Below are 19,954 nucleotides of genomic sequence, written 5' to 3'. Positions count from 1 at the left end.
CGTGATCAAAGCAAAACTAGGCCGCACTAGCATTGGCCGGTAGATGACCCTCGGAATTCGTCAATTCGTCGGGGGTCATCTATTTTTTGTCCAGAAACGGAAGCGTACGAGGGACGATATCGTCGCGTTCTATGCGGATCGCAAACCGATTTGAACGGCGGCAACGGGATGCTATTGTCCGGGCACCTTGCCATCCGATCTTCAAAAATGACAACGTTTTCTTAAGAATGTTGGCTTTCGACGCTCTGATTCGAAGAGTACAATGAAAACAAAGGAGGAGCAGATATGGAGTTGGATACACGCGTAACCGGAATTAAGGGAAAAACAGAACAGCGAACGCAGTTTTGGAAGCAGTTTAAAAAACAAAAAACGCTGCACCTGTTCGTTGGGCTCGGCATGATATTTTTGCTTGTCTTCGCCTATACGCCGATGTTCGGCATTCTAATGGCATTTAAGCAGTATTCCATCTCTACCGGAATTAAGGGCATTTTTACAAGCGAATGGGTGGGATTAAAGCATTTCAAGGAGTTCTTTAATGACTATCAGTTTGGAACAATCGTGCGAAATACGCTGGCATTGAGTCTGCTAAAAATCCTTTTTGCTTTTCCGGCTCCCATATTGCTGGCCATTCTATTAAGCGAAGTAAAAAATTTGAAGTTTAAGCGTTTTGTCCAAACGATCAGCTATTTGCCCCATTTCATCTCGTGGGTTGTCGTCGCAGGCATCGCTTTCGCCTTCCTGTCGACGGATATCGGGATGGTCAATAAAGCGCTTCTAGGGCTAGGCATAATCGACAAGCCGCTTGATATATTGACGAACCCCAACTATTTCTGGGGACTGGCGACTGGAAGTGCCGTCTGGAAGGAGATGGGCTGGTGGACGATTATCTTCCTGGCCGCCATAGCGGGCATTAACCCGTCATTATACGAAGCCGCGCAGATCGACGGAGCGGGCCGCTTGGCTCGAATTCGCCATATTACGGTCCCTGGAATGAAAGGAACGATCGTCGTTGTACTTATTCTGACGATCGGAAGCATTCTGGGCGGAGGACTGGTGGGTTCCAACTTCGAGCAGGCGTTTCTGTTCGGCAACAGCATCAACAATCAGACCTCGGAGATCGTGCAAACTTATGCGTTTAAGGTCGGATTAAGAGACGGGAGATTTTCCTATGCGGCAGCGATTGATTTGATCCAGTCCGTCATTTCCGTCATCCTGATTTTCTCCAGCAACTACATTGCCAAACGCACTTCGGGATCAAGTCTATTCTAGGAAAGGGGAGCGTGCATGCAGCTCAGCCAAAAACAAAAAGATCGTATCATGGACGCTATGATTTATGCATTACTAGCCATTCTGACGTTATCGATGCTTTATCCGTTCTATTACGTCCTGATTCTTTCCTTCAATAAAGGAACCGATTCTCTTCTTGGGGGCGTCTATTTATGGCCAAGGACCTTTTCCTTTGAAAATTACGCGCGATTTTTGGATGACCCCCACTGGTACCGTGCTTTTTTGGTCACGATTATGAGAACGCTTGCGGGAACCGCCCTAGGCGTCCTTTTTACCTGTTTGGTTGCTTATGGGCTGTCTCACCGCGATCTTCTGTTTCGCAAAGGTTATTTCACGGTCATTATATTCGCGATGTACTTTTCCGGCGGTTTGATACCGTATTACGTCGTTCTGCGCTCACTGGGGCTGCTGAACACGTTCGGTGTCTATGTCATTCCTTCCATGTTAAGTACGTTTTTTCTGCTGATAGCCATTTCGTTCTTTCAGGAAATTCCGAGTGAACTCAAGGAGTCGGCTTACATGGACGGGGCTACCGAGCTCGTTATTTTCTACCGGATCATCCTTCCCGTCTCTATGCCGCTGATCGCAACCATGTCGCTTTTCTTGGGGGTTGGTCAATGGAACTCTTGGCTGGATTCCGCTTACTTCGTGCAGTCGGAAGGTCTACGGACGCTTGCTTTCCGGATGATGGAGGTTATCAACAAGAGCAATGCGCCGATGGACGCTATAGCCGTTGCGAACAGCGCTTCAGCGGGCGTCACCAGCTATTCGCTTCAGGTAGCGGCTATGGTTATATCTATCGCGCCTATCGTGTGCGTCTATCCGTTCCTCCAGAGGTTTTTCATTCAAGGCATTATGCTGGGTTCCGTGAAGGGTTGATTTTGTTGGCATGATATTAAAGCGTTTGCTTTAATATAAATATCACTTGTTGGAGGGGTTATTTTGAAAAGAAACAAAGGGAAGAAGGCACTGCTCTTATCGCTCATCCTAATGATGACGATAGCGCTGATGTCCGCATGCGTAAATAACAACGATGGTCAAGTCAATAACTCGGTGGGGAGCGAGCCGCCCGCCAAAAGCAACGAGGTGAAGGAGCTATCCCTGTTTATCGATGCCTCCTGGTATCCGGTGAAGGAATGGACGGGAGCGGTTGCCGAGAAAATTACCGAAAAGACGGGAATCAAGCTGAAAGTGACAGTAGCCACGGACGACAAGCAGCTTCCGCTCATGATCGCGTCCGGCGATCTCCCGGATCTGGTTTTTACTAACGCGAACATCGAACGGATGTCCGATTCGAAGCTTTCTTATCCTTGGAACGAGCTGATCAAGAAATACGCGCCTGACTTTAAGATCGATCCGATACGAATTGCGATCCACACGATGGATGACGGCAATTTCTATACGGTGCGCAACTCCTTCGCGACGCAGGAGGAAATGGCGCAGAACAAATACTCGGTCGGCAGCGACGGCAGCCCAGGTATCGCGGTGCGCGAGGATATTCTGCAAAAGCTCGGCAATCCGTCAATAGACACCATTGACGACTTTATGAAGGTTTTGGGCATGGTCAAAGAAAAATATCCGGACATGATCCCTCTGATCATGGACAAAGATTGGATCGAGCAATACTTCCTGACGCAGTTCGGCGTCGAGGGCCTTCTGGACGGCTGGTATGAGCGGGACGGAAAAGTGGACTATGCGATCAGAAAGCCGGAAATGCTGGATTTCTTCAAGTTTATGAACCGTCTGTACCGCGAAGGGGACATTCTGGCGGAGAACTTCGCCTATACGAACGATCAGATCGACGATCAGTATGCGACCAGTGGGAAGGCATTCGCGCATATGCATACGGTCAGCATAGCAGACTCGGATAATATCAAGGTCAAAAAAGCCGGAGGTTCGTATACGTTCCAAATGCTGCCTAGCTCCATTTCAAAAGATGCGAAATCGGTCAGCTCCGGACTGGGCTTTGCAGGTACGTTTATCACGAAGAAAAACAAGGATCCGGAGGCGTCGATCAAGTTCCTTCAATATCTGGCGAGCGACGAAGGCAAAAAGTTAACGATGTTCGGTGTCGAGGGCGAGCATTGGACCTGGAACGACGAAGGGCATCCGAATTTGAAATACGATCCGTCCGACGCCGATTTCGTCAACAGAAACGGAATCAAATGGTGGTACCTGTACAACGACGGCGTTACGGAAGGCATGTTGAGCTACGTACCGGGAGCGCAGAAGACGAAAGCGTTGATGGAAAGAAAGGCGTTCACGGTTTACAAGCCGGAGCTCGGCTTGATTCAGCTGCAGCCGGATTCGGACGAGAAGACGATCAAAACGAAGATCGACGAGATGATCAAAAACGAGAAGGTTAAAATCTACTTGGCGAAGTCGGAGGAAGAAGCCGTGGCAAACTACGAGAGCATGGTGAAGAACGCCAAGAAGATCGGTCTGGATCGCTTGGTAGATTGGGCTAACCAAACCTATCAGAAGAAGAAGAATTTGTTTAAAAAATAAGACTGGGTCCGTCAGGAGCGCTGCGCGTTCCTGACGGACTTTGCACGCTATATTGCAGGTGAAGGCAAATGGGAGAACGGAAAGGCGGGAAAATGATGAAGCTGGAGTATGATTCGCCCGGTACGGCATGGAAAGAGGCTCTTCCGATTGGCAACGGACGGCTGGGAGCAATGGTGTTCGGGGCAGCGGAAACGGAAAGAATCCAGATCAACGAGGAGACGTTGTGGTCGGGGGCGCCGCACGATTATAACCGGCCGGACGCGGGGCAATATTTGCAAGAAGTCCGGAGCCTGATTTTCAATGATCGGATCGAGGAGGCGGAGCGGCTGTTTCTGGACCGCATGATGGGCGAGCCGATCCATCTGCAAGCCTACCTGCCTTTTTGCGATCTGAATCTGGCGTTCCCCGGGCATCGCGAGGTAACGCGATATCGGCGTGAATTGGATCTGCGGCGGGCGGTGGCGACCGTATCCTATGAAGCCGACGGATGCGAATACACGCGCGAAATCTTCTGTTCCCGCCCGAGCGGCTGCCTGGTGATTCGGCTTTCGTGCGGCGAGCGGGGCAGTATCGCCGTAGACGCGTCTTTGTCCAGCGTCCACCCCGATGCGTCCGTTCAATCGGACGGCAGCCGTGCGATTCGGCTGACTGGACGGACCGGAACGCGCAAGGGTCCAAGAAATTGGAGCGGCTCTTGGGAAGGTCCGGGACTCCGATTCGAAGGGAGGCTCACGGCTTTTTGCGAAGGCGGCTCGTGCGCGGCCGGCGACGGCGTCCTGCGCATAGCGGAAGCGAGTGCAATAACCCTCGTTTTTTCCGGAGCGACAAGCTTCTTGAACTACCGGGACATGGGGGGCGATCCTTCGGAATTGAACAATCGGTATATGGCGCGCGTCTCCGAACGACCTTATCGCGAGTTGCTGGACGAACACGTCGAAGACCATAAAGCCTTGTATGAACGAGTCTCGATAAGGCTGGGGGGTGTCGGGGCGGACGAGCGAACTGGCGGCAAGCGGCGTCCGACGGATCGGCGCGTACTCGACATTCGGGAGACGGAGGACCCGTCGCTCGCCGCGTTATATTTTCAGTTCGGCCGGTATTTGCTCATTGCGTCTTCCAGACCGGGCGATCAGCCTTCCAACTTGCAAGGCATATGGAATGAAGAAGAATGGCCGGAATGGGGAAGCAAATGGACGACCAACATCAACGTCCAGATGAATTACTGGCCGGCGGAGGTCGGAAACTTGCCGGAATGCCACCTGCCGCTGTTCGATCTGATCGACGATCTTCGCGTCACCGGCGCGCGCACGGCGGAACTCTATTACGGCGCGAAGGGCTTCGTCGTCCACCACAATACCGATTTATGGCGCGCCGCGGCCCCGGTCGACATCCATGCCGGAATATGGCCGATGGGCGGGGTATGGTTGGTCCAGCACTTATGGGATCACTTCGAATACAATCCCGACCTTGACTTTCTGAGAGTAAGGGCCTACCCTGCCATGAAAGAAGCCGCCCGATTCGTGATGGACTTCCTGGTGGAGGCTCCCGAAGGCGTCAAATTCGCCGGTCTGCTGATTACCAATCCTTCCTATTCGCCGGAGAACGCGTATCGGGACGGCCGCGATCGAAGAAGGCATCTCACGATCTCGTCCACGATGGACGTGCAGTTGATCCGAGACTTGCTCGAACGTTGTTTGATCGCAAGCGAGCTGCTGGGCGAAAATTCGGCGTTCGAACACGAAATCCGAAAGGTTCTGGACCGGATACCCCCCATGCAAATCGGACAATTCGGCCAATTGCAGGAATGGCCGGAGGATTGGGATCGACCGGAAGATTCGAACGGCCACGTTTCTCACCTTTACGGCTTATATCCCGGCAATCAGATATACGAGGATACGCCCGAAACGTTCGAGGGGGCGCGCAAAAGCCTCGAGCTTCGCCATCGGAGCAAGGATCGAATCCTGGCTTGGCCGGCTGCTTGGCGGATAGCGCTGCACGCCAGATTGCGAGACGGGGAGAGCGCGCACAAGCGGCTCGTCGATCTCTTGGCGGGATCGACCAATCCGAATCTGCTCAATCAGCATGAGCCGTTTCCGATGCAGATCGACGCCAATTTCGGCGGAACCGCGGGCATTGCGGAAATGCTGCTGCAAAGCCGATCCCGCTATCGATACGGAAAAGCCGAATACGAAATCGAATTGCTTCCTGCCTTGCCGGAAACATGGCCGGAAGGCTCCGTCTCGGGCTTTCGCGCCAGAGGGGGATTCGAAGTCGGCATGACTTGGGCGGAAGGAAGCTTAATCGGAGCCGAGATCCGTTCCCTTTGCGGAATGCCTTGTACGCTGCGCTATAGGAAGCGATCGATCCGATACACCTTGAAGGCTGGCGAATCGTTTCAATTTGATCCGTTCTCACGTTAACCGGGGTTTGCGGGATTGCAAATCTGGAAGGGATGCGCCTCTATCGGAATTCTTTAGTACATGATATGTTAACGATATATGGATTCCGCATCGGAGGGAAACGCCGCCTTGAGCATCATGCGCAAAATCGTGCTTGGTTACGTGATTATGATCTTTATCCCTGTTCTGGCATTCGGTTATCACTATTACACGCAAATCTACGGCAACCTGACGCAACAATTCGTGGAGAGCAGGCAGAAAATCCTGGAGCAGGCTTACGCCAATCTGAAAACGGATTTCGCCCGAATTCAGTCGGTCCACCGGGTGCTGCAATACAATCCTTACTTGACCGATTATCTGGACGGCGTATACGAATCCGACGCGGACAGCATCTACGCGCTGACCCGCTATATTCTCCCGCTTAACACGCAATCGATGTTCGCTAATCCGGAGATCGAATCCATCGTCATTTATAAGATGAAGGATCGGGTATTGCCCATCACCAATCTGTTTCGCGATCGGTCTATGCTGGATCCGCAAACGGAACAAACTGTCTCGTCCCTGAAAGCCGGACAGGGGAAATGGCTGCGCGCCGATCCCGCGGCGTCGGATCCGGACCTGATCTATTACCAGTACATTTACAATACGCAAATTACGGAGCGAATCGGCCTTCTTGAAATTCGGGTACGCAAAAGTTTAATCCATAACTTCTATGCGGCCGCGGGTGTGGAAGGAAGTTGGAGAGCGTTGCTGTTGTCTGGACAGGGCGATCCGTTGACGAACGAAGCGCCGGCGTTGGACAAGAAGACATTGCATCTTCTGCAAGCGGATGACAGGAAATTTTTTATCAACCGGCAAACGATCGTCAATCAGCTGAAGCTCGAGCCGCTGGACGTTCGCGTCATCGTCACCGGTCAAGTGGGAGACGTATTCCGTTACGTGAAGAAGAAGGAAATCGTTTTGGTGACGATGATCGTGCTTCTGTTGATCGCTTTATCCATCGCCTATTACCTGCTGGCTTCGACGATTACTAAACGGATTCTTCGGTTGGCCCGGCATATGCGTACGCTGAACGACAATAACCTCAGGCAGCTGACGATCAAAAACGGCAAGTTCGAAAAGGATGAAATCGGCTTCCTGATCGTCACCTATAACGCGATGGTCCGGCGAATGGACGAGCTCATCAACAACGTCCACCGAGCTGAAATGCGCAACAAAGAAGCGGCATACCAGGTGCTGCAAGCGCAGATCAAGCCTCATTTCCTCTATAACACGCTCGAGACGATCCGCATGGTCGCCGAGGCTAACGATGACAAGGAAGTCGCCGATATTTCCTTCTGGTTCGGGAAACTGATGCGGTACAGCTTGTCGTCCGCGCGGGAAGAAACGGTTCTTGCGAAGGAAATCGAGATGGTTTCCTTTTATATGAACATCCACAAAATGAGGCTCCAAAGCAGGCTGACTTTTGAAATTCAAGTTGCGCTGGATGCCGAACGGCTGGCTTGTCCGCGATTCCTTTTGCAGCCGCTTATCGAAAATGCGATCGTGCATGGAGCTTCCGCCGTCCTTCGACCCGTCCATATCTCGCTGCAGGCGACGGAAACGGAAAGCGAGATTACGATCGACGTTACCGACAACGGCAACGGGATTACGCCGGAGAAGCTTCTCGCGCTTCGCGAACGGCTGTCCAGGCACGACGAGCCTAGAAAGGCAGAGGAGCGGGTCGGCGTAGGTTTGAAAAACGTCAATGAACGAGTCAAAAGCTTCTTCGGAGGAGAATCCCGACTGGAAATCCTCAGCGAGTCGGGCAAAGGAGCCTGCTTGCGCATTATCATCGTGAAAAGGAAGGTGGCGGACGTTGAAGATCTTGATCGTAGACGACGAACCTTTGATTCTTAAAGGGTTAGTTAAAATCGTCGAGGAAGTCGCGCCTGTCGGTTCCGACATTTGCTCGGCCATCAATGCCCCGGAGGCATTAGAGACAATGAAGCGCTTTATGCCCGATGTGACGATAACGGATATCCATATGCCGGAGAAGAACGGATTCGAATTAATTCAGGAGGCCAGGCTTGAGGGGTTATGCGATCGATTTATTATCCTGACCGGCTATGACGAGTTCGACTATGTCCGTCAGGCCCTTCGCTCGGGCGTCGTGGATTACTTGCTGAAGCCTTTGGACAAAAAGGAAATCGCGTCCCTGCTGAGCCGCGTGAAGGAGGAGCTTCCCGCCGCATCGGATTCGGATTACAGTCGGCACGCCGAACGGATATTAGCCTATTTGCAAATGAACTATATGAACGATCTGTCCCTCGACCATCTTGCGGATCGCATGAGTTTGCATCCGAATTATATTAGCAGCTTGTTCAAGAAGGAGACGGGAGACACCCTCGTCAATTACTTGAATGCGTTACGAATCAGGGAAGCGCAAAAGCTGCTGAAAACGCAGCCTCATTCGACCGTTTGCGCGATCAGCCGGCAGGTCGGCTTCGATACCAAGCACTACTTCGCGAAGGTGTTCAAAAAATACACGGGAACGACTCCCGGCACCTACCGCGAAAATCAAGAAGAAATCGAACGTCATGAATCGCCTAGTAGCTGAAGGTTTTCTTCATTCGCGCTTCACAGGCGAACAACTTAACAATTCCTTGCTTCATTTTCTGACGGGGATTAATTTCTTGAAACCAGAAAGTTTATTGTTCGCCTGCATATCTGGATTAGGTACCTCATCAGCGATTGGTTTAAATAACCAATCACCAACAATTATTTCAACACATCCAACTAATGTTGACCCTCAAGATGATGAACCTCAGAAGAATAACGATACGCTACCAATAATAATACTCGTCAGAATGAAGGAATAAATATCCCCATAACCAAGACTAACGGCTACCTGTTTAATGGGAAGTCCGGAGAGGAGCATCATTTTGGCCTGTTTCATTAAATGTTCAATGTGGTACCGCTGAGGGGAAACTCCGGTTGTGGCTTTAAATAGCTTCCTGAAATTCTCATAGCCCATATTTACGGCTGCTGCGGCTTCCTTAATATCGTAATGGATATCATTGGCGCCGCCGATTAGTTGGCAAGCTTTTGAGATTTTATGATCATTGTGCTCTCTCTGAGTATGATGTACGCTGCCGTGCAAACGGATAATGAGTTCTTGAGCTTTCATCAGCAAATAGGGGAGCCTTTCATCTACAGCGGCTTTAAGAGAGTTAAGCAGGGCGGCAAATTCATTCAAAATATCGCTTGTATGTCGTGTCGGCTGCACCTCTTGGTCGGAATTTATGATGCCTAGCGTTTTGAGGTAATGATAGACAGGATAACCTATGCTGATATAAAACTCGATCCATTCCCCATTCGGCTCGATTTCGGTGGAGTGCATACGATCGGGCAAACGTTGTACCAGATCCCCTGCTTGCATTGTAATAACAGTGCCTTCCTTTGAGATAAATCGTCCGTTGCCTTGAAGGACCAACAAACAGCTGTAATATCCGATCCTGAAGTCATACTGGGAGCGCTCTGCCGTTCTTTTTCTCATAAAGCCGCATGACAAATGCCCTGGTCGAAATCGTCTCCGATACACCGGTATACGACATCGTTTTCTTTTATAGCATCGAAATTCATATCGTCACCGCACCTACCAAAATGGATAAATGAATTACCAGACCTAACATTTTATATAAAAACTTGTCCTTATATTATAAGGGTATCGACTTTCATAGCACAACCAATTAAGACAATTTATGAGGGGGTTATTCGAAACGTATGAAGCTGAACAGAGACTGGGAGAATCCGCATGTCGCTCACAAGAACCGTCATCCCATGCATGAGCCGTATGGAATATACGAAACCGTGGAACAGGCGCTAAGCGGTGACCGGAGAGCGTCAAAATACGTAAAATGCTTAAACGGCACTTGGAAATTTAAAACGTTTACATCTCCGGATGTAGTAACTGATGAGTTTTATCATCCTGCATATGACGTGTCCAAATGGGATGATATCCCTGTTCCTTCCAACTGGGAGTTGTTCGGATACGGGAAACCTATATACACTAATATTAAGTATCCCTTTGCGCGGAAGGGGGCGGACTCTCATCACGAAATTCAATTGAAGCAAGATGAATTTGTTTTGAATCCGCCTTATGTGCCGGAGGATAACCTCACCGGATGTTATGTCCTATCGTTCGAAATTCCTGAACATTTTAACGGCAGAGATTTGTTTATCGATTTTGCCGGTGTGGAATCCTGCTTTTATCTGTGGTTAAACGGGAAGTTCGTCGGTTATTCGCAGGACAGCAAGCTTAACGCTTCTTTTGATATTACCGATTACATCCAAACGGGGCAAAACCATTTGGCCGTTCAGGTGATGCGATTCGGAGCCGGTTCTTATCTGGAGGATCAAGACTACTGGCATCTATCGGGTATTTTCAGAGATGTTCTGATTTATGCAAAACCGCGAATGCGAATTCATGATTATAAAATCGAAACGCTTTTCCCGGGTGATTCTGACAATGCCGAATTAGCCGTGACGGTTTATCCTAATAATCAAGCAAGCTGTTATGGGGAAGCTCACGTGCGTCTGTCTCTTTATGATCACGATCGAAAATTGGTTACGCAATTTGAGACGCCGAAGTTTGCGGATTTCAGATCCTACCTGCAAGACAACTATGTGGCGAAAGTCAAAAAAACAATTAAGAGTCCCCAATTGTGGAGCGACGAAATTCCTTACCTCTATAAATTAGTATTGGAAATGATCGACCCTGACGGAAATGTCGTTGACATCGAGAGTGCAAATGTCGGCTTCCGAGAAATCAGCATCGATAACACCGGGATATTGAAAATTAACGGCAAACGTCTCATAATTCGCGGAACCAACCTTCATGCATTTTGTCCCGAAACGGGGCGCGTGGTGTCGACGGAGTATATGAGTGAGCAGATCAAGATCATGAAATCGCTAAATATCAATGCGGTAAGAACGAGTCACTATCCGCATACCGTCGAATGGTACGACCTTTGTGATGAACTGGGCATATATGTTGTGGATGAGGCCAATATTGAGACCCATGGCATCGGCGGCCAGCTCAGCGCATCTCCCGAATGGACGCATGCTTATATGGAACGTGCAGCACGGATGGTGTTGCGAGATAAGAATCATCCCTCGATCATTCTGTGGTCCTTGGGAAATGAGTCAGGTTACGGAGCGAACCATGCTGCCATGTACGGGTGGATGAAGGAATATGATAAAACAAGATATGTTCAGTATGAGTCCTTGAATCCTCCGGCCAATATTTCCGATATCATGGCGCCCATGTATCCTCAGAAGGATTGGATCGTGGATTGCATGACGAGTAGCGATGACTTGCGGCCGTTTATTATGTGTGAATATGCGTACGCGAAAAGCAACAGTAACGGGAATTTCAAGGAATTCTGGGACCTTATTTATAAATTCCCGCGGTTTCAGGGCGGCTTCATTTGGGATTTCCAGGATAAAGCGCTTGTCCGGCATGATGAATCTGGGAACAAAAAATATGTTTATGGCGGCGCCTTCCAGGAAGAGATTATTGATTCCGCGCCCGATATGTGCCTGAACGGCATTGTATTTCCGGATTTAACGCTGAAACCGGCTGCCTATGAAATTAAAAATATACAAGCTCCCGTCCAGATCGATTATTTTGAACGGCCTTATGATGTTCCCGGTAATAAAAGTTATCGAATTTATAATCATTATACGCATCGGGAATTAAGCCACCTGGACATCGGTTGGGAACTTGTTTGCGACGGGAAGGCTGTGGAAAACGGTACATTACCCCGATTACACACGCCGGCCGGAGCTATCGAAAGACTTCAGGCACCATACGATCCAACCAAGGTCTCTGGGGAAGCGTTCCTGAATTTTTATGCTTATCTGAACGAGGACACCTATTATGCAAATAAGGGAACCTGTATCTATGCATGCCAGGTCGAGTTGAAAGATTCCGTATATGAAATACATACCGGGGATATTCAAAGTGGGAGCCTGGTATATGAAGAAGCTGCGGATCGAATTCATATTTATAATGAAAATACGAACGTGGTCTTCTCGAAAGAAACGGCAGAGTTCATTTCTGTCAGATACAATAATCAAGACTACTTTACGGGCGGAGCGAACAATTTCTATCGGCCGCCAACGGGGATAGACGCAGGTGTGCCTGGTGAGACGCTAAACTATGCAGATTATTGGAGAAGCCTCGGGCTGGACTCCGATCAGAAAGAAATCAAGCGTATCCGGGTATATGCAGCGCCTGCATCAGTCATCATTCAGGTTCATGTTCTTTATCATGGATGCATTGAAACACTTACGGAGTATGCGATTGGCGGTAAAGGCATTGAAATTACTAACACTGTCGTGAATAATGCTAATGTCGATACCTTACCGAGAATCGGTCTGAGCTTTACCTTCCCTGCTGCCTGGAAGAGTATCAAATGGTATGGCCGCGGGCCATGGGAGAACTATGCGGACCGTAAAACGGCTGCCTTCGTCGGTATATATGAAAGCTCTGTTGAAGAACAGCATGTTCCCTACATCGTGCCGGTTGAGTGCGGGGGCAAGGAAGATGTCCGTTATTTGTATGTGTCGGCGGATGACCGCAAGGTAAAAGTTACCTCGGCGGGTCACTTCCATTTTGACATCCATCAGTACAGCATCGGACAGTATGACAATGCCGCCTATGAGGACGAGCTTGTCACATCCGATTCTGTTTTCCTTCATATCGATTACAAACATGCAGGTCTTGGTGGAGATACTGGATGGACCAAAAATATTCACGATGAATATAAAATCGAAAAGGGCATCTATGTATACAAGATCACTTTAGAGATCGTGGATTGAATGGTAGATCCTGGAAAGCGAAGGATAGAAGTGAATTTTTGATAAAGGCACTGGCCAAAGTCAGAGGTCTTTATTGATTAACGACGATTCATTGGCATTGGATTCTAGTACATCGGATCGGACTCCGCAATGTGCATCAGCGCCTTATTCTGACTTACGGGGAAGGATATGGGCTGAAGCAATTCCTTGACTACCTGGCGTCCGAACAGGCTCAAGTCCTGATCAACTGGGGCGTTGAAGGAAAGCATTATGTAATAGAGAACGGCAAACGCGTCGTTCCGGCAGACGTGCAGAAGCGTATCATCGAGGATAACCAGGCGTTCAAGAAGGAATCCGGCGTTTTTCTTGTATGGATGACGTGATTACAAGCCACATCCGCCAAGCCAAGGAATATTTGTTGCACGGCTCTCTATCCATCGCGGAGGTCGCTTATCGCTGCGGGTATAACAACGTGGAGCACTTCTGCCGTCAATTCAAGCGGATTACGGGCTTTACACCAAGAAAGTTTCACAAGCAGATGGAAGGCGAGTCTGTTGAGAGGGTCGCCAAACGGTAACGTGGGATGCCTCACCGGTACGAGATGATTTCGATTTGCCACTTGTTCGGTGGAGACGGTTCTCGAATTTATGCCGGTTAAGGATGGCGTTCACAGGCGTGTTTTTTGGTATGTATGCAACGGGAAACGATAAGCAGTCTAATGTACCTGCGGCATTTGATTGTTTCGAATACAAGACTGCTGATTAGAAATAGAATCCGATTGTAGAGTGATGGAGGCAATCATCATGAGTGATGCACGTTTAGAGTACAAAGAAAGACTATTTTTTCGCTCCGCAGCCAAGCATTGGGACGAAGCTTTTCCGATTGGCAATGGACGGTTGGGAGCTATGATTTTCGGAGGGCCATGCTCCGAACGATTGCAGCTTAATGAAGATTCCTTATGGTATGGAGGGCCGAGGGATCGGCATAACCCGGATGCTTTGGCACATCTTCCGGAAATTCGCCGCCTCATTTTTGAAGGAAAGCTCAAAGAAGCCGAGTCCCTCGCTTCGCTTGCCTTAACTGCGATCCCTGAAACCCAGCGTCATTATGTGCCGCTCGGCGATCTGTTTCTTCATTTCCAAACATTAGACGATAACCAAGTCATCAATTATGAACGGGAGCTCAATTTATCAGAAGCAGTGGTCAGTATTTCCTTTAAGGCGGGTAAGGTTCATTATCGTCGTAAGATCTTTGCGAGCTATCCGGACGGCGCGATTGTGATTCGATTGACGGCTGATACGCCGGGCCAAATTTCCTTTACGGCAAGAATGGGAAGGGAAAGGTTCCGATACGTAGACGGTATCCGCACAGAAGAAGGTAATTCGATCATGATGAGCGGCAATAGTGGCGGAGGTGTTAACTATTGCGGTGTGTTGATGTGCAAACCAGAGGGAGGCCAAATGCGTACGATTGGGGAGCACTTGGTCGTGACCAATGCCGATGCTGTCACATTGGTCATTTCCGCCGCCACGGATTTTCGAGAGCCCGACCCTGAATCCGCAGCGTTTGCGAATGCCAAGCGTGCTGCTTCACGGGCGTATACCGATTTATTATCGGCTCACATTGAGGATTATTGTAAATTGTTTGAGCGGACATCGTTAAGGCTTGATGCTGCATTCAATGCTGTGGAACAAGACACCTCCAAACGATTGGAACGGATGAAAGCTGGAACTGAAGACCCCGGACTTCTAGCTTTATATTTTCAATATGGCCGTTATCTGCTTATTGCTTCAAGCAGACCAGGATCTTTACCTGCGAATTTGCAAGGGATTTGGAATAAGGATATGTTGCCCGCCTGGGACAGCAAATTTACCATTAACATTAATGCGCAAATGAACTATTGGCCGGCTGAGATCTGCAATTTACCCGAATGCCATGAGCCTCTCTTTGAATTGATCGAACGGATGATTCCAAACGGTCGCCGAACCGCTCAAGTCATGTATGGGTGTGGTGGCAGTTCTGCCCATCACAATACTGATATTTGGGCGGATACCGCACCGCAGGATCTTTATCTACCCTCGACATATTGGCCCCTTGGCCTAGCATGGTTATGTCTGCATCTTTGGGAACATTATCAATTCGAGCGGAATGAGGCTTTTCTGAAACGTGCTTACCCGATGATGAAAGAAGCGGCTACTTTTCTTGTTGATTATATGGTCGAGCTTCCTAGTGGAGAGCTTGTCACTTGCCCCTCTGTCTCACCTGAAAACACATATAGATTGCCGAATGGGGAGACGGGCGTGCTTTGCTATGGGCCATCCATGGATAGCCAGATTGCTCGCGAATTGTTTCTCGCATGTCTAGCGGCAGGTGAACAGTTAGGGACGGATAAGGACTTCTTGACAACGATTAAACTTACAATGGATAAGCTGCCACAGCCTCAGATTGGGCGTCACGGACAAATACAGGAGTGGATTGAAGATTATGAGGAAGTGGAGCCAGGACATCGTCATATCTCACACTTGTTCGCCTTGCACCCGGGAACACAGATCACTCCTGAGAAGACACCAAGCCTAAGTGCTGCTGCTCGCCGGACACTTGAGAGACGACTTGCAAACGGAGGCGGACATACAGGCTGGAGTCGCGCCTGGATTGTGAATTTTTGGGCTCGGCTTGGAGATGCGGAAGAAGCATACGAAAATGTAACTGCCCTATTGACGCACTCCACATTGCCGAACCTGCTCGATAACCATCCGCCGTTTCAAATAGACGGCAATTTTGGCGGGACTGCGGGTATCGCGGAAATGCTGCTGCAAAGCCATGCTGACGCCATTCATTTGTTACCATCTCTCCCTAAAGCTTGGTCCAATGGTGAAGTAACGGGGCTTCGCGCCCGCGGTGCGGTAACGGTAGATATGGCATGGAAGGACGGTCAATTACAGCATGCTGTACTGAAGCCAGATTATAAAGGGGTGTATCGTATTCGTTGCAATCTGCCCATCCAATTATGGATTGAAGGGGAGATTTACGAGCCAACGCAACTCGACGCATCAACCTATTCGTTTGAGACGGAGGCAGGGACTGCGGTTCGTGTACTTGCTAAGCCCGAATCCAATCACGCGAATTGAGATTTCGGTTATATCGTTTAACCAATACTCCTTAGAATAGAGGTGTTCCGACAAATACTTTGCTTTCCGCAGAGAACTGGTTAAAAGGTATATCGTTGAATTTGAACTCAATCGACTTATGTATACGTTTAAGCTTAATGCGGGAATTCCGTCAAACGCGGAGCCCCCTGGCGGTTGGGAAGAAGTGGAGTGCTGCTTAAGAGGACATTTCGTAGGGCATTTTGCTGCTCCAAAGGAACAAGCAGTTCAAAGGGTGAAATTCAATTCAGTTCCCATCGATCTTTGCTTTCCTGCATCTACTACCGCTTCAAGGTGAAGATGGTATGGTGGCGGTCATGTTCGGCAGCATCTTACTTGCTCAGATCGGGTCAAACTCGCAATTGAAGGGAATTTCCAATCAGAAGAAAGAAACATCGAATTTAGCAAGGAGTGAACAGATTAATATGAAAAAACAAGCACGAAATCCATATCTTCCATCATGGGAATATATTCCCGATGGAGAACCGTATGTTTTTAACGGCAGAGTTTATGTATATGGTTCTCACGACCGTTTCAATGGGCATGCGTACTGCTTGAATGATTATGTCTGTTGGTCGGCACCTGAGGATGACCCGGCAGACTGGCGGTATGAAGGCGTGATTTACAAAAAAACAGATGATCCGCTTAATCCTGATGAAACCATGTGCCTGTATGCACCAGATGTCACGGTTGGTCCGGATGGACGTTATTATTTGTACTATGCCCTTGACAAGGTTTCTATCGTTTCGGTCGCTGTTTGTGATACACCGGCCGGCAAATATGAATTTTATGGCTATGTTCGATATGTCGATGGAACACGTTTGGGAGACAGAGAAGGCGACGAGCCACAATTTGATCCAGGAGTGATGACAGAAGGAGAAAGAACGTACTTGTATACCGGTTTCTGTGCAGTTGGGGACAAGTCAAGAAGCGGTGCCATGGCTACAGTCCTGGGTCCCGATATGCTCACGATTTTGGAGGAACCGGTATTTGTCGCACCAAGTGAACCTTACAGCAAAGACAGCGGATTCGAAGGGCATGAGTTTTTTGAGGCTCCTTCTATAAGGAAGAAAGGCGATACGTATTATTTTATTTATTCATCCATCGTCATGTATGAACTATGCTACGCGACCAGTAAATGTCCAACAAAGGATTTCGTATATCAGGGAGTCATTGTCAGCAATAATGATCTTCATATCGACTCATACAAACCGGCGAATAAACCCATGTATTATGGTGGCAATAACCATGGTAGCATCGTTGAGATGAATGAAAAGTGGTACATTTTTTATCATAGACATACCAACGGAACGAATTTCAGCCGGCAAGGTTGTATCGAACAGATCGAATTCTGCGAGGATGGTACGATTACGCAGGTGGAAATGACATCCTGCGGTTCGAATGGAGGGCCGCTTGACGGTCGAGGGGAATATCCTTCGTACCTGGCTTGCAATTTGTTTTGCAGTGATGAGGCGTTGTATACAGGAGCTCCCGGGGAATGGATGGACTGTCGGTTTCCGAAGATTACCCAAGATGGGAAAGATGGAGATGAGGAGATCGGTTATATCGCCAATATGAGGGATTCCGCAACAGCCGGATTTAAATATTTTCAGTGCGATGGGATCAAGAAAGTCAAAATCAAGGTGCGTGGATATTGCCGTGGTGCCTTTGAAGTGAAAACATCATGGGACGGTCCTGCTCTCGGGAAGATATCGGTTGACTTTACAAATATATGGAAGGAATATTCTACGGATATCGTTATACCAGATGGCATACAAGCCTTGTATTTTACGTATAAGGGTACGGGAGGCGCGAGTCTAGCTTCGTTCACATTGGAATAACCAAGAGAGGATCATACTCATTCCAGGCAACGTTCTTTAACAAAGCCACAGCCATTATCATTGGCTGCGGTTGTGTTCGCGAAATTGGCCGGGCTTAAAGCCGGTAAATTGTTTGAATACGTTGAAAAAGTGGCGAGGGCTCGACTTGGGCTATTTGATTGATCGTGATTCGTATGTTGGATCAGTTTCTTGCCTGTTCGATCCGAAATTTTGCACATGATAGATGAATGTATCTCTGGTTTCTCGTTTGACCAGTGTGCTTAGTTAATTCGAATTCATGTTCATGTAAGCTGCTGCAGACTCAAGAGTAATCTCTTTTGTGTAATTGTCCCTCAGATATTCAAACAAACAGCGGATTGTAGGATTATAAGTTCCATCTATTGTCGAAACCAAGGTCTGCTCATTCTCTGGAAGTATTCTCTTTTCTTGCATAAGTTCCAGAGAAATGGAAAGCAGCTTTTCTAAAAATTCATATTCGTTAATCGGTTTCAGTGCCTTTGCATTGGGAAAATGATGTGTCGGTATTCGATAGGAAGCGAGCTAAAGGATGGCGATTATGCAGGCTTGTGCTTCTTGATCAGCACCTTTGGCTTCATTGCACTTACCAAGGAAGCTGGACAATACTACTAGGTAATGTTGGCAAGAACCACAGACGATAAAACGATCTTCGGAAACCTAGTAGACAAAGAGACTGGGGTGGAATATGCAAGGATTCCAGTGGACAGTGACAAAGTTACTTTGAAGGCCTTTGGCAATTTCGTGAACAATACGGACGAGTGCGAGTTTTATTACATGGACGGAGATTACTGGAAAAATCTTGGCATTACCCATAATATGGTATGGAAAATGGATCAATTTGTAGGGACGCGTTACGGGTTGTTCCTATATTCTACCAAGGAGATTGGAGGAACGGCTCAGTTTTCTAGGTTCGTGTACAATGTGATGAAATCCTGAGGATGAGTGAGCATACATGAGATAAATCCTTACTACTGAGGGACGGGAAACTATAGTTGAATAACTAAACCAGCTAATATCTTGTCAAGATTTTTCAATAACACCGCAGTGTATATCTAGTGATAAATAATAACTTTATCTTGATTGTATGGTTGTAAAAGATTATTATGGACTTGTGGATAGGAGTGATACCATGCCTATTATTCAAGCGCTGGACAGAGCATTGAAAATATTGGATTTATTCGACGAGCATACGACAGAGCTGAAAATTACAGAAATCAGCGCGAGAATGGAGATTCACAAGAGTACAATACACTCCTTATTGAAAACGCTTCAGTTACACGGTTACATCAATCAGGATATGGAAACGGGAAGGTACAAGTTAGGGTTAAAGCTCCTGGAAAAGGGACAGCTTATGCTGCAAAGCCTGGACATCCGTACTGTTGCCCGAAAGCACCTGGTTGCTTTGTCGGAGCAGACGGGTCAAACAACTCATCTCGTTATTCTTGATGGGAAGGAAGGCGTGTATTTGGATAAAGTCGAGGGGGAAAAGGCTGCGATCCGTTATTCCCGAATAGGCCGCAGAATTTCACTTCACAGCAGCGCGGTAGGCAAGGTGCTGACTGCCTTTAGAACGAAGGAAGAGATCGATACGCTCCTTCGGAATTACGATATCTTCAAGATTACAGAAGCGACGATTACGGAGAAAAATGCATTCCTTCACGAACTGAATCAGGTAAGGGAGCAAGGGTATTCCATTGACAATCAGGAGAACGAACCGGGCGTACGATGCGTTGCGGCTCCTATTTTCGAGCATAATGGCTCGGTTATAGCGGCGATAAGCATATCAACATTAATATCAACGGTAAATGATCTATTGTTTAAGCAGTATATTGCCCTTCTTAAGAAAGAAGCGGAAACGATTTCACAGACCCTGGGGTTCCGGCAAGTTTTGTAAAGCATGTCGAGTCCA

General features: G+C 48.3%; 14 protein-coding genes and 2 pseudogenes. 15 read left to right on the top strand and 1 reads right to left on the bottom strand.

The window, feature by feature from the left end; all coding sequences use genetic code 11:
- The first annotated feature begins 285 nt into the window (after nucleotides 1-285).
- The 6 genes from ASG89_RS01310 (at nucleotide 286) to ASG89_RS01285 (ending at nucleotide 8,793) form a co-directional block, all read left to right on the top strand.
- Nucleotides 286-1,269 carry an ABC transporter permease gene (locus ASG89_RS01310; protein WP_057308492.1) on the top strand — a complete coding sequence of 328 codons (984 nt, stop codon included), beginning with the start codon at nucleotides 286-288 and terminating at the stop codon, nucleotides 1,267-1,269.
- Between the two features lie 15 nt (nucleotides 1,270-1,284).
- Nucleotides 1,285-2,166, top strand: coding sequence for a carbohydrate ABC transporter permease (locus ASG89_RS01305; protein WP_057304608.1), 882 nt, complete (start codon nucleotides 1,285-1,287; stop codon nucleotides 2,164-2,166).
- Nucleotides 2,167-2,229: 63 nt separating this feature from the next.
- A complete protein-coding gene (locus ASG89_RS01300; protein WP_057308491.1) occupies nucleotides 2,230-3,795 on the top strand; it encodes an extracellular solute-binding protein in 1,566 nt (521 codons plus the stop codon).
- 92 nt (nucleotides 3,796-3,887) lie between these two features.
- Nucleotides 3,888-6,215, top strand: a complete 2,328-nt coding sequence (locus ASG89_RS01295; RefSeq protein ID WP_235549541.1) for a glycosyl hydrolase family 95 catalytic domain-containing protein — start codon at nucleotides 3,888-3,890, stop codon at nucleotides 6,213-6,215.
- Between the two features lie 117 nt (nucleotides 6,216-6,332).
- Complete coding sequence (locus tag ASG89_RS01290; protein ID WP_235549540.1) at nucleotides 6,333-8,093, top strand: histidine kinase; 1,761 nt, start codon at nucleotides 6,333-6,335, stop codon at nucleotides 8,091-8,093.
- Nucleotides 8,053-8,793, top strand: a complete 741-nt coding sequence (locus ASG89_RS01285) for a response regulator transcription factor (RefSeq protein WP_057308488.1) — start codon at nucleotides 8,053-8,055, stop codon at nucleotides 8,791-8,793. The genes ASG89_RS01290 and ASG89_RS01285 overlap by 41 nt, the downstream gene beginning before the upstream one ends.
- 207 nt (nucleotides 8,794-9,000) lie before the next feature.
- Here ASG89_RS01285 and ASG89_RS01280 read toward each other — a convergent pair whose 3' ends face one another.
- The gene (locus ASG89_RS01280) at nucleotides 9,001-9,732 is read right to left on the bottom strand and encodes a helix-turn-helix domain-containing protein (protein ID WP_057308487.1); all 732 of its coding nucleotides are present in this window, start codon (nucleotides 9,730-9,732) and stop codon (nucleotides 9,001-9,003) included.
- 227 nt (nucleotides 9,733-9,959) lie between these two features.
- Between ASG89_RS01280 and ASG89_RS01275 the strand changes: the two genes are divergently transcribed.
- The 9 genes and pseudogenes from ASG89_RS01275 to ASG89_RS01250 all read left to right on the top strand — a co-directional run bounded on the left by ASG89_RS01275 (nucleotide 9,960) and on the right by ASG89_RS01250 (nucleotide 19,939).
- Entirely contained in the window at nucleotides 9,960-13,061 is a 3,102-nt protein-coding gene (locus ASG89_RS01275) for a glycoside hydrolase family 2 TIM barrel-domain containing protein (protein WP_057308486.1), read from the top strand.
- Nucleotides 13,062-13,240: 179 nt separating this feature from the next.
- A pseudogene (locus ASG89_RS01270) lies at nucleotides 13,241-13,414 on the top strand (ABC transporter substrate-binding protein); the annotation flags it as partial.
- Nucleotides 13,415-13,419: 5 nt separating this feature from the next.
- Entirely contained in the window at nucleotides 13,420-13,617 is a 198-nt protein-coding gene (locus tag ASG89_RS35280) for a helix-turn-helix domain-containing protein (RefSeq protein WP_414813234.1), read from the top strand.
- A gap of 83 nt (nucleotides 13,618-13,700) precedes the next feature.
- Nucleotides 13,701-13,805, top strand: a complete 105-nt coding sequence (locus tag ASG89_RS38135; protein ID WP_162259665.1) for a xylan 1,4-beta-xylosidase — start codon at nucleotides 13,701-13,703, stop codon at nucleotides 13,803-13,805.
- A 38-nt stretch (nucleotides 13,806-13,843) separates the two neighbouring features.
- A complete protein-coding gene (locus ASG89_RS01265; RefSeq protein WP_057308484.1) occupies nucleotides 13,844-16,168 on the top strand; it encodes a glycosyl hydrolase family 95 catalytic domain-containing protein in 2,325 nt (774 codons plus the stop codon).
- A gap of 58 nt (nucleotides 16,169-16,226) precedes the next feature.
- Nucleotides 16,227-16,484, top strand: a pseudogene (locus tag ASG89_RS37325) (beta-L-arabinofuranosidase domain-containing protein); the annotation flags it as partial.
- Nucleotides 16,485-16,611: 127 nt separating this feature from the next.
- Nucleotides 16,612-18,027, top strand: coding sequence for a family 43 glycosylhydrolase (locus tag ASG89_RS01260; protein ID WP_057308605.1), 1,416 nt, complete (start codon nucleotides 16,612-16,614; stop codon nucleotides 18,025-18,027).
- A 633-nt stretch (nucleotides 18,028-18,660) separates the two neighbouring features.
- Nucleotides 18,661-18,981 carry a hypothetical protein gene (locus tag ASG89_RS01255; protein ID WP_057308483.1) on the top strand — a complete coding sequence of 107 codons (321 nt, stop codon included), beginning with the start codon at nucleotides 18,661-18,663 and terminating at the stop codon, nucleotides 18,979-18,981.
- A gap of 193 nt (nucleotides 18,982-19,174) precedes the next feature.
- Nucleotides 19,175-19,939 carry an IclR family transcriptional regulator gene (locus ASG89_RS01250; RefSeq protein WP_057308482.1) on the top strand — a complete coding sequence of 255 codons (765 nt, stop codon included), beginning with the start codon at nucleotides 19,175-19,177 and terminating at the stop codon, nucleotides 19,937-19,939.
- The last annotated feature ends 15 nt before the right edge of the window (nucleotides 19,940-19,954 follow it).

It is taken from the genome of Paenibacillus sp. Soil766, assembly GCF_001428105.1.
GTDB lineage: Bacteria > Bacillota > Bacilli > Paenibacillales > NBRC-103111 > Paenibacillus_E.
The sequence above is the reverse complement of the archived record's forward strand: the minus strand, read 5'-3'. Positions and strand labels throughout refer to the sequence as shown.

Coding starts and splice junctions, on each gene's coding strand:
- ASG89_RS01280 (WP_057308487.1), bottom strand. CDS start 9,732: ATGAGAAAAAGAACGGCAGAGCGCTCCCAGTATGACTTCAGGATCGGA.
- ASG89_RS01275 (WP_057308486.1), top strand. CDS start 9,960: ATGAAGCTGAACAGAGACTGGGAGAATCCGCATGTCGCTCACAAGAAC.
- ASG89_RS01310 (WP_057308492.1), top strand. CDS start 286: ATGGAGTTGGATACACGCGTAACCGGAATTAAGGGAAAAACAGAACAG.
- ASG89_RS01260 (WP_057308605.1), top strand. CDS start 16,612: ATGAAAAAACAAGCACGAAATCCATATCTTCCATCATGGGAATATATT.
- ASG89_RS01305 (WP_057304608.1), top strand. CDS start 1,285: ATGCAGCTCAGCCAAAAACAAAAAGATCGTATCATGGACGCTATGATT.
- ASG89_RS01250 (WP_057308482.1), top strand. CDS start 19,175: ATGCCTATTATTCAAGCGCTGGACAGAGCATTGAAAATATTGGATTTA.
- ASG89_RS01295 (WP_235549541.1), top strand. CDS start 3,888: ATGATGAAGCTGGAGTATGATTCGCCCGGTACGGCATGGAAAGAGGCT.
- ASG89_RS38135 (WP_162259665.1), top strand. CDS start 13,701: ATGGCGTTCACAGGCGTGTTTTTTGGTATGTATGCAACGGGAAACGAT.
- ASG89_RS01255 (WP_057308483.1), top strand. CDS start 18,661: ATGTTGGCAAGAACCACAGACGATAAAACGATCTTCGGAAACCTAGTA.
- ASG89_RS01290 (WP_235549540.1), top strand. CDS start 6,333: ATGCGCAAAATCGTGCTTGGTTACGTGATTATGATCTTTATCCCTGTT.
- ASG89_RS01265 (WP_057308484.1), top strand. CDS start 13,844: ATGAGTGATGCACGTTTAGAGTACAAAGAAAGACTATTTTTTCGCTCC.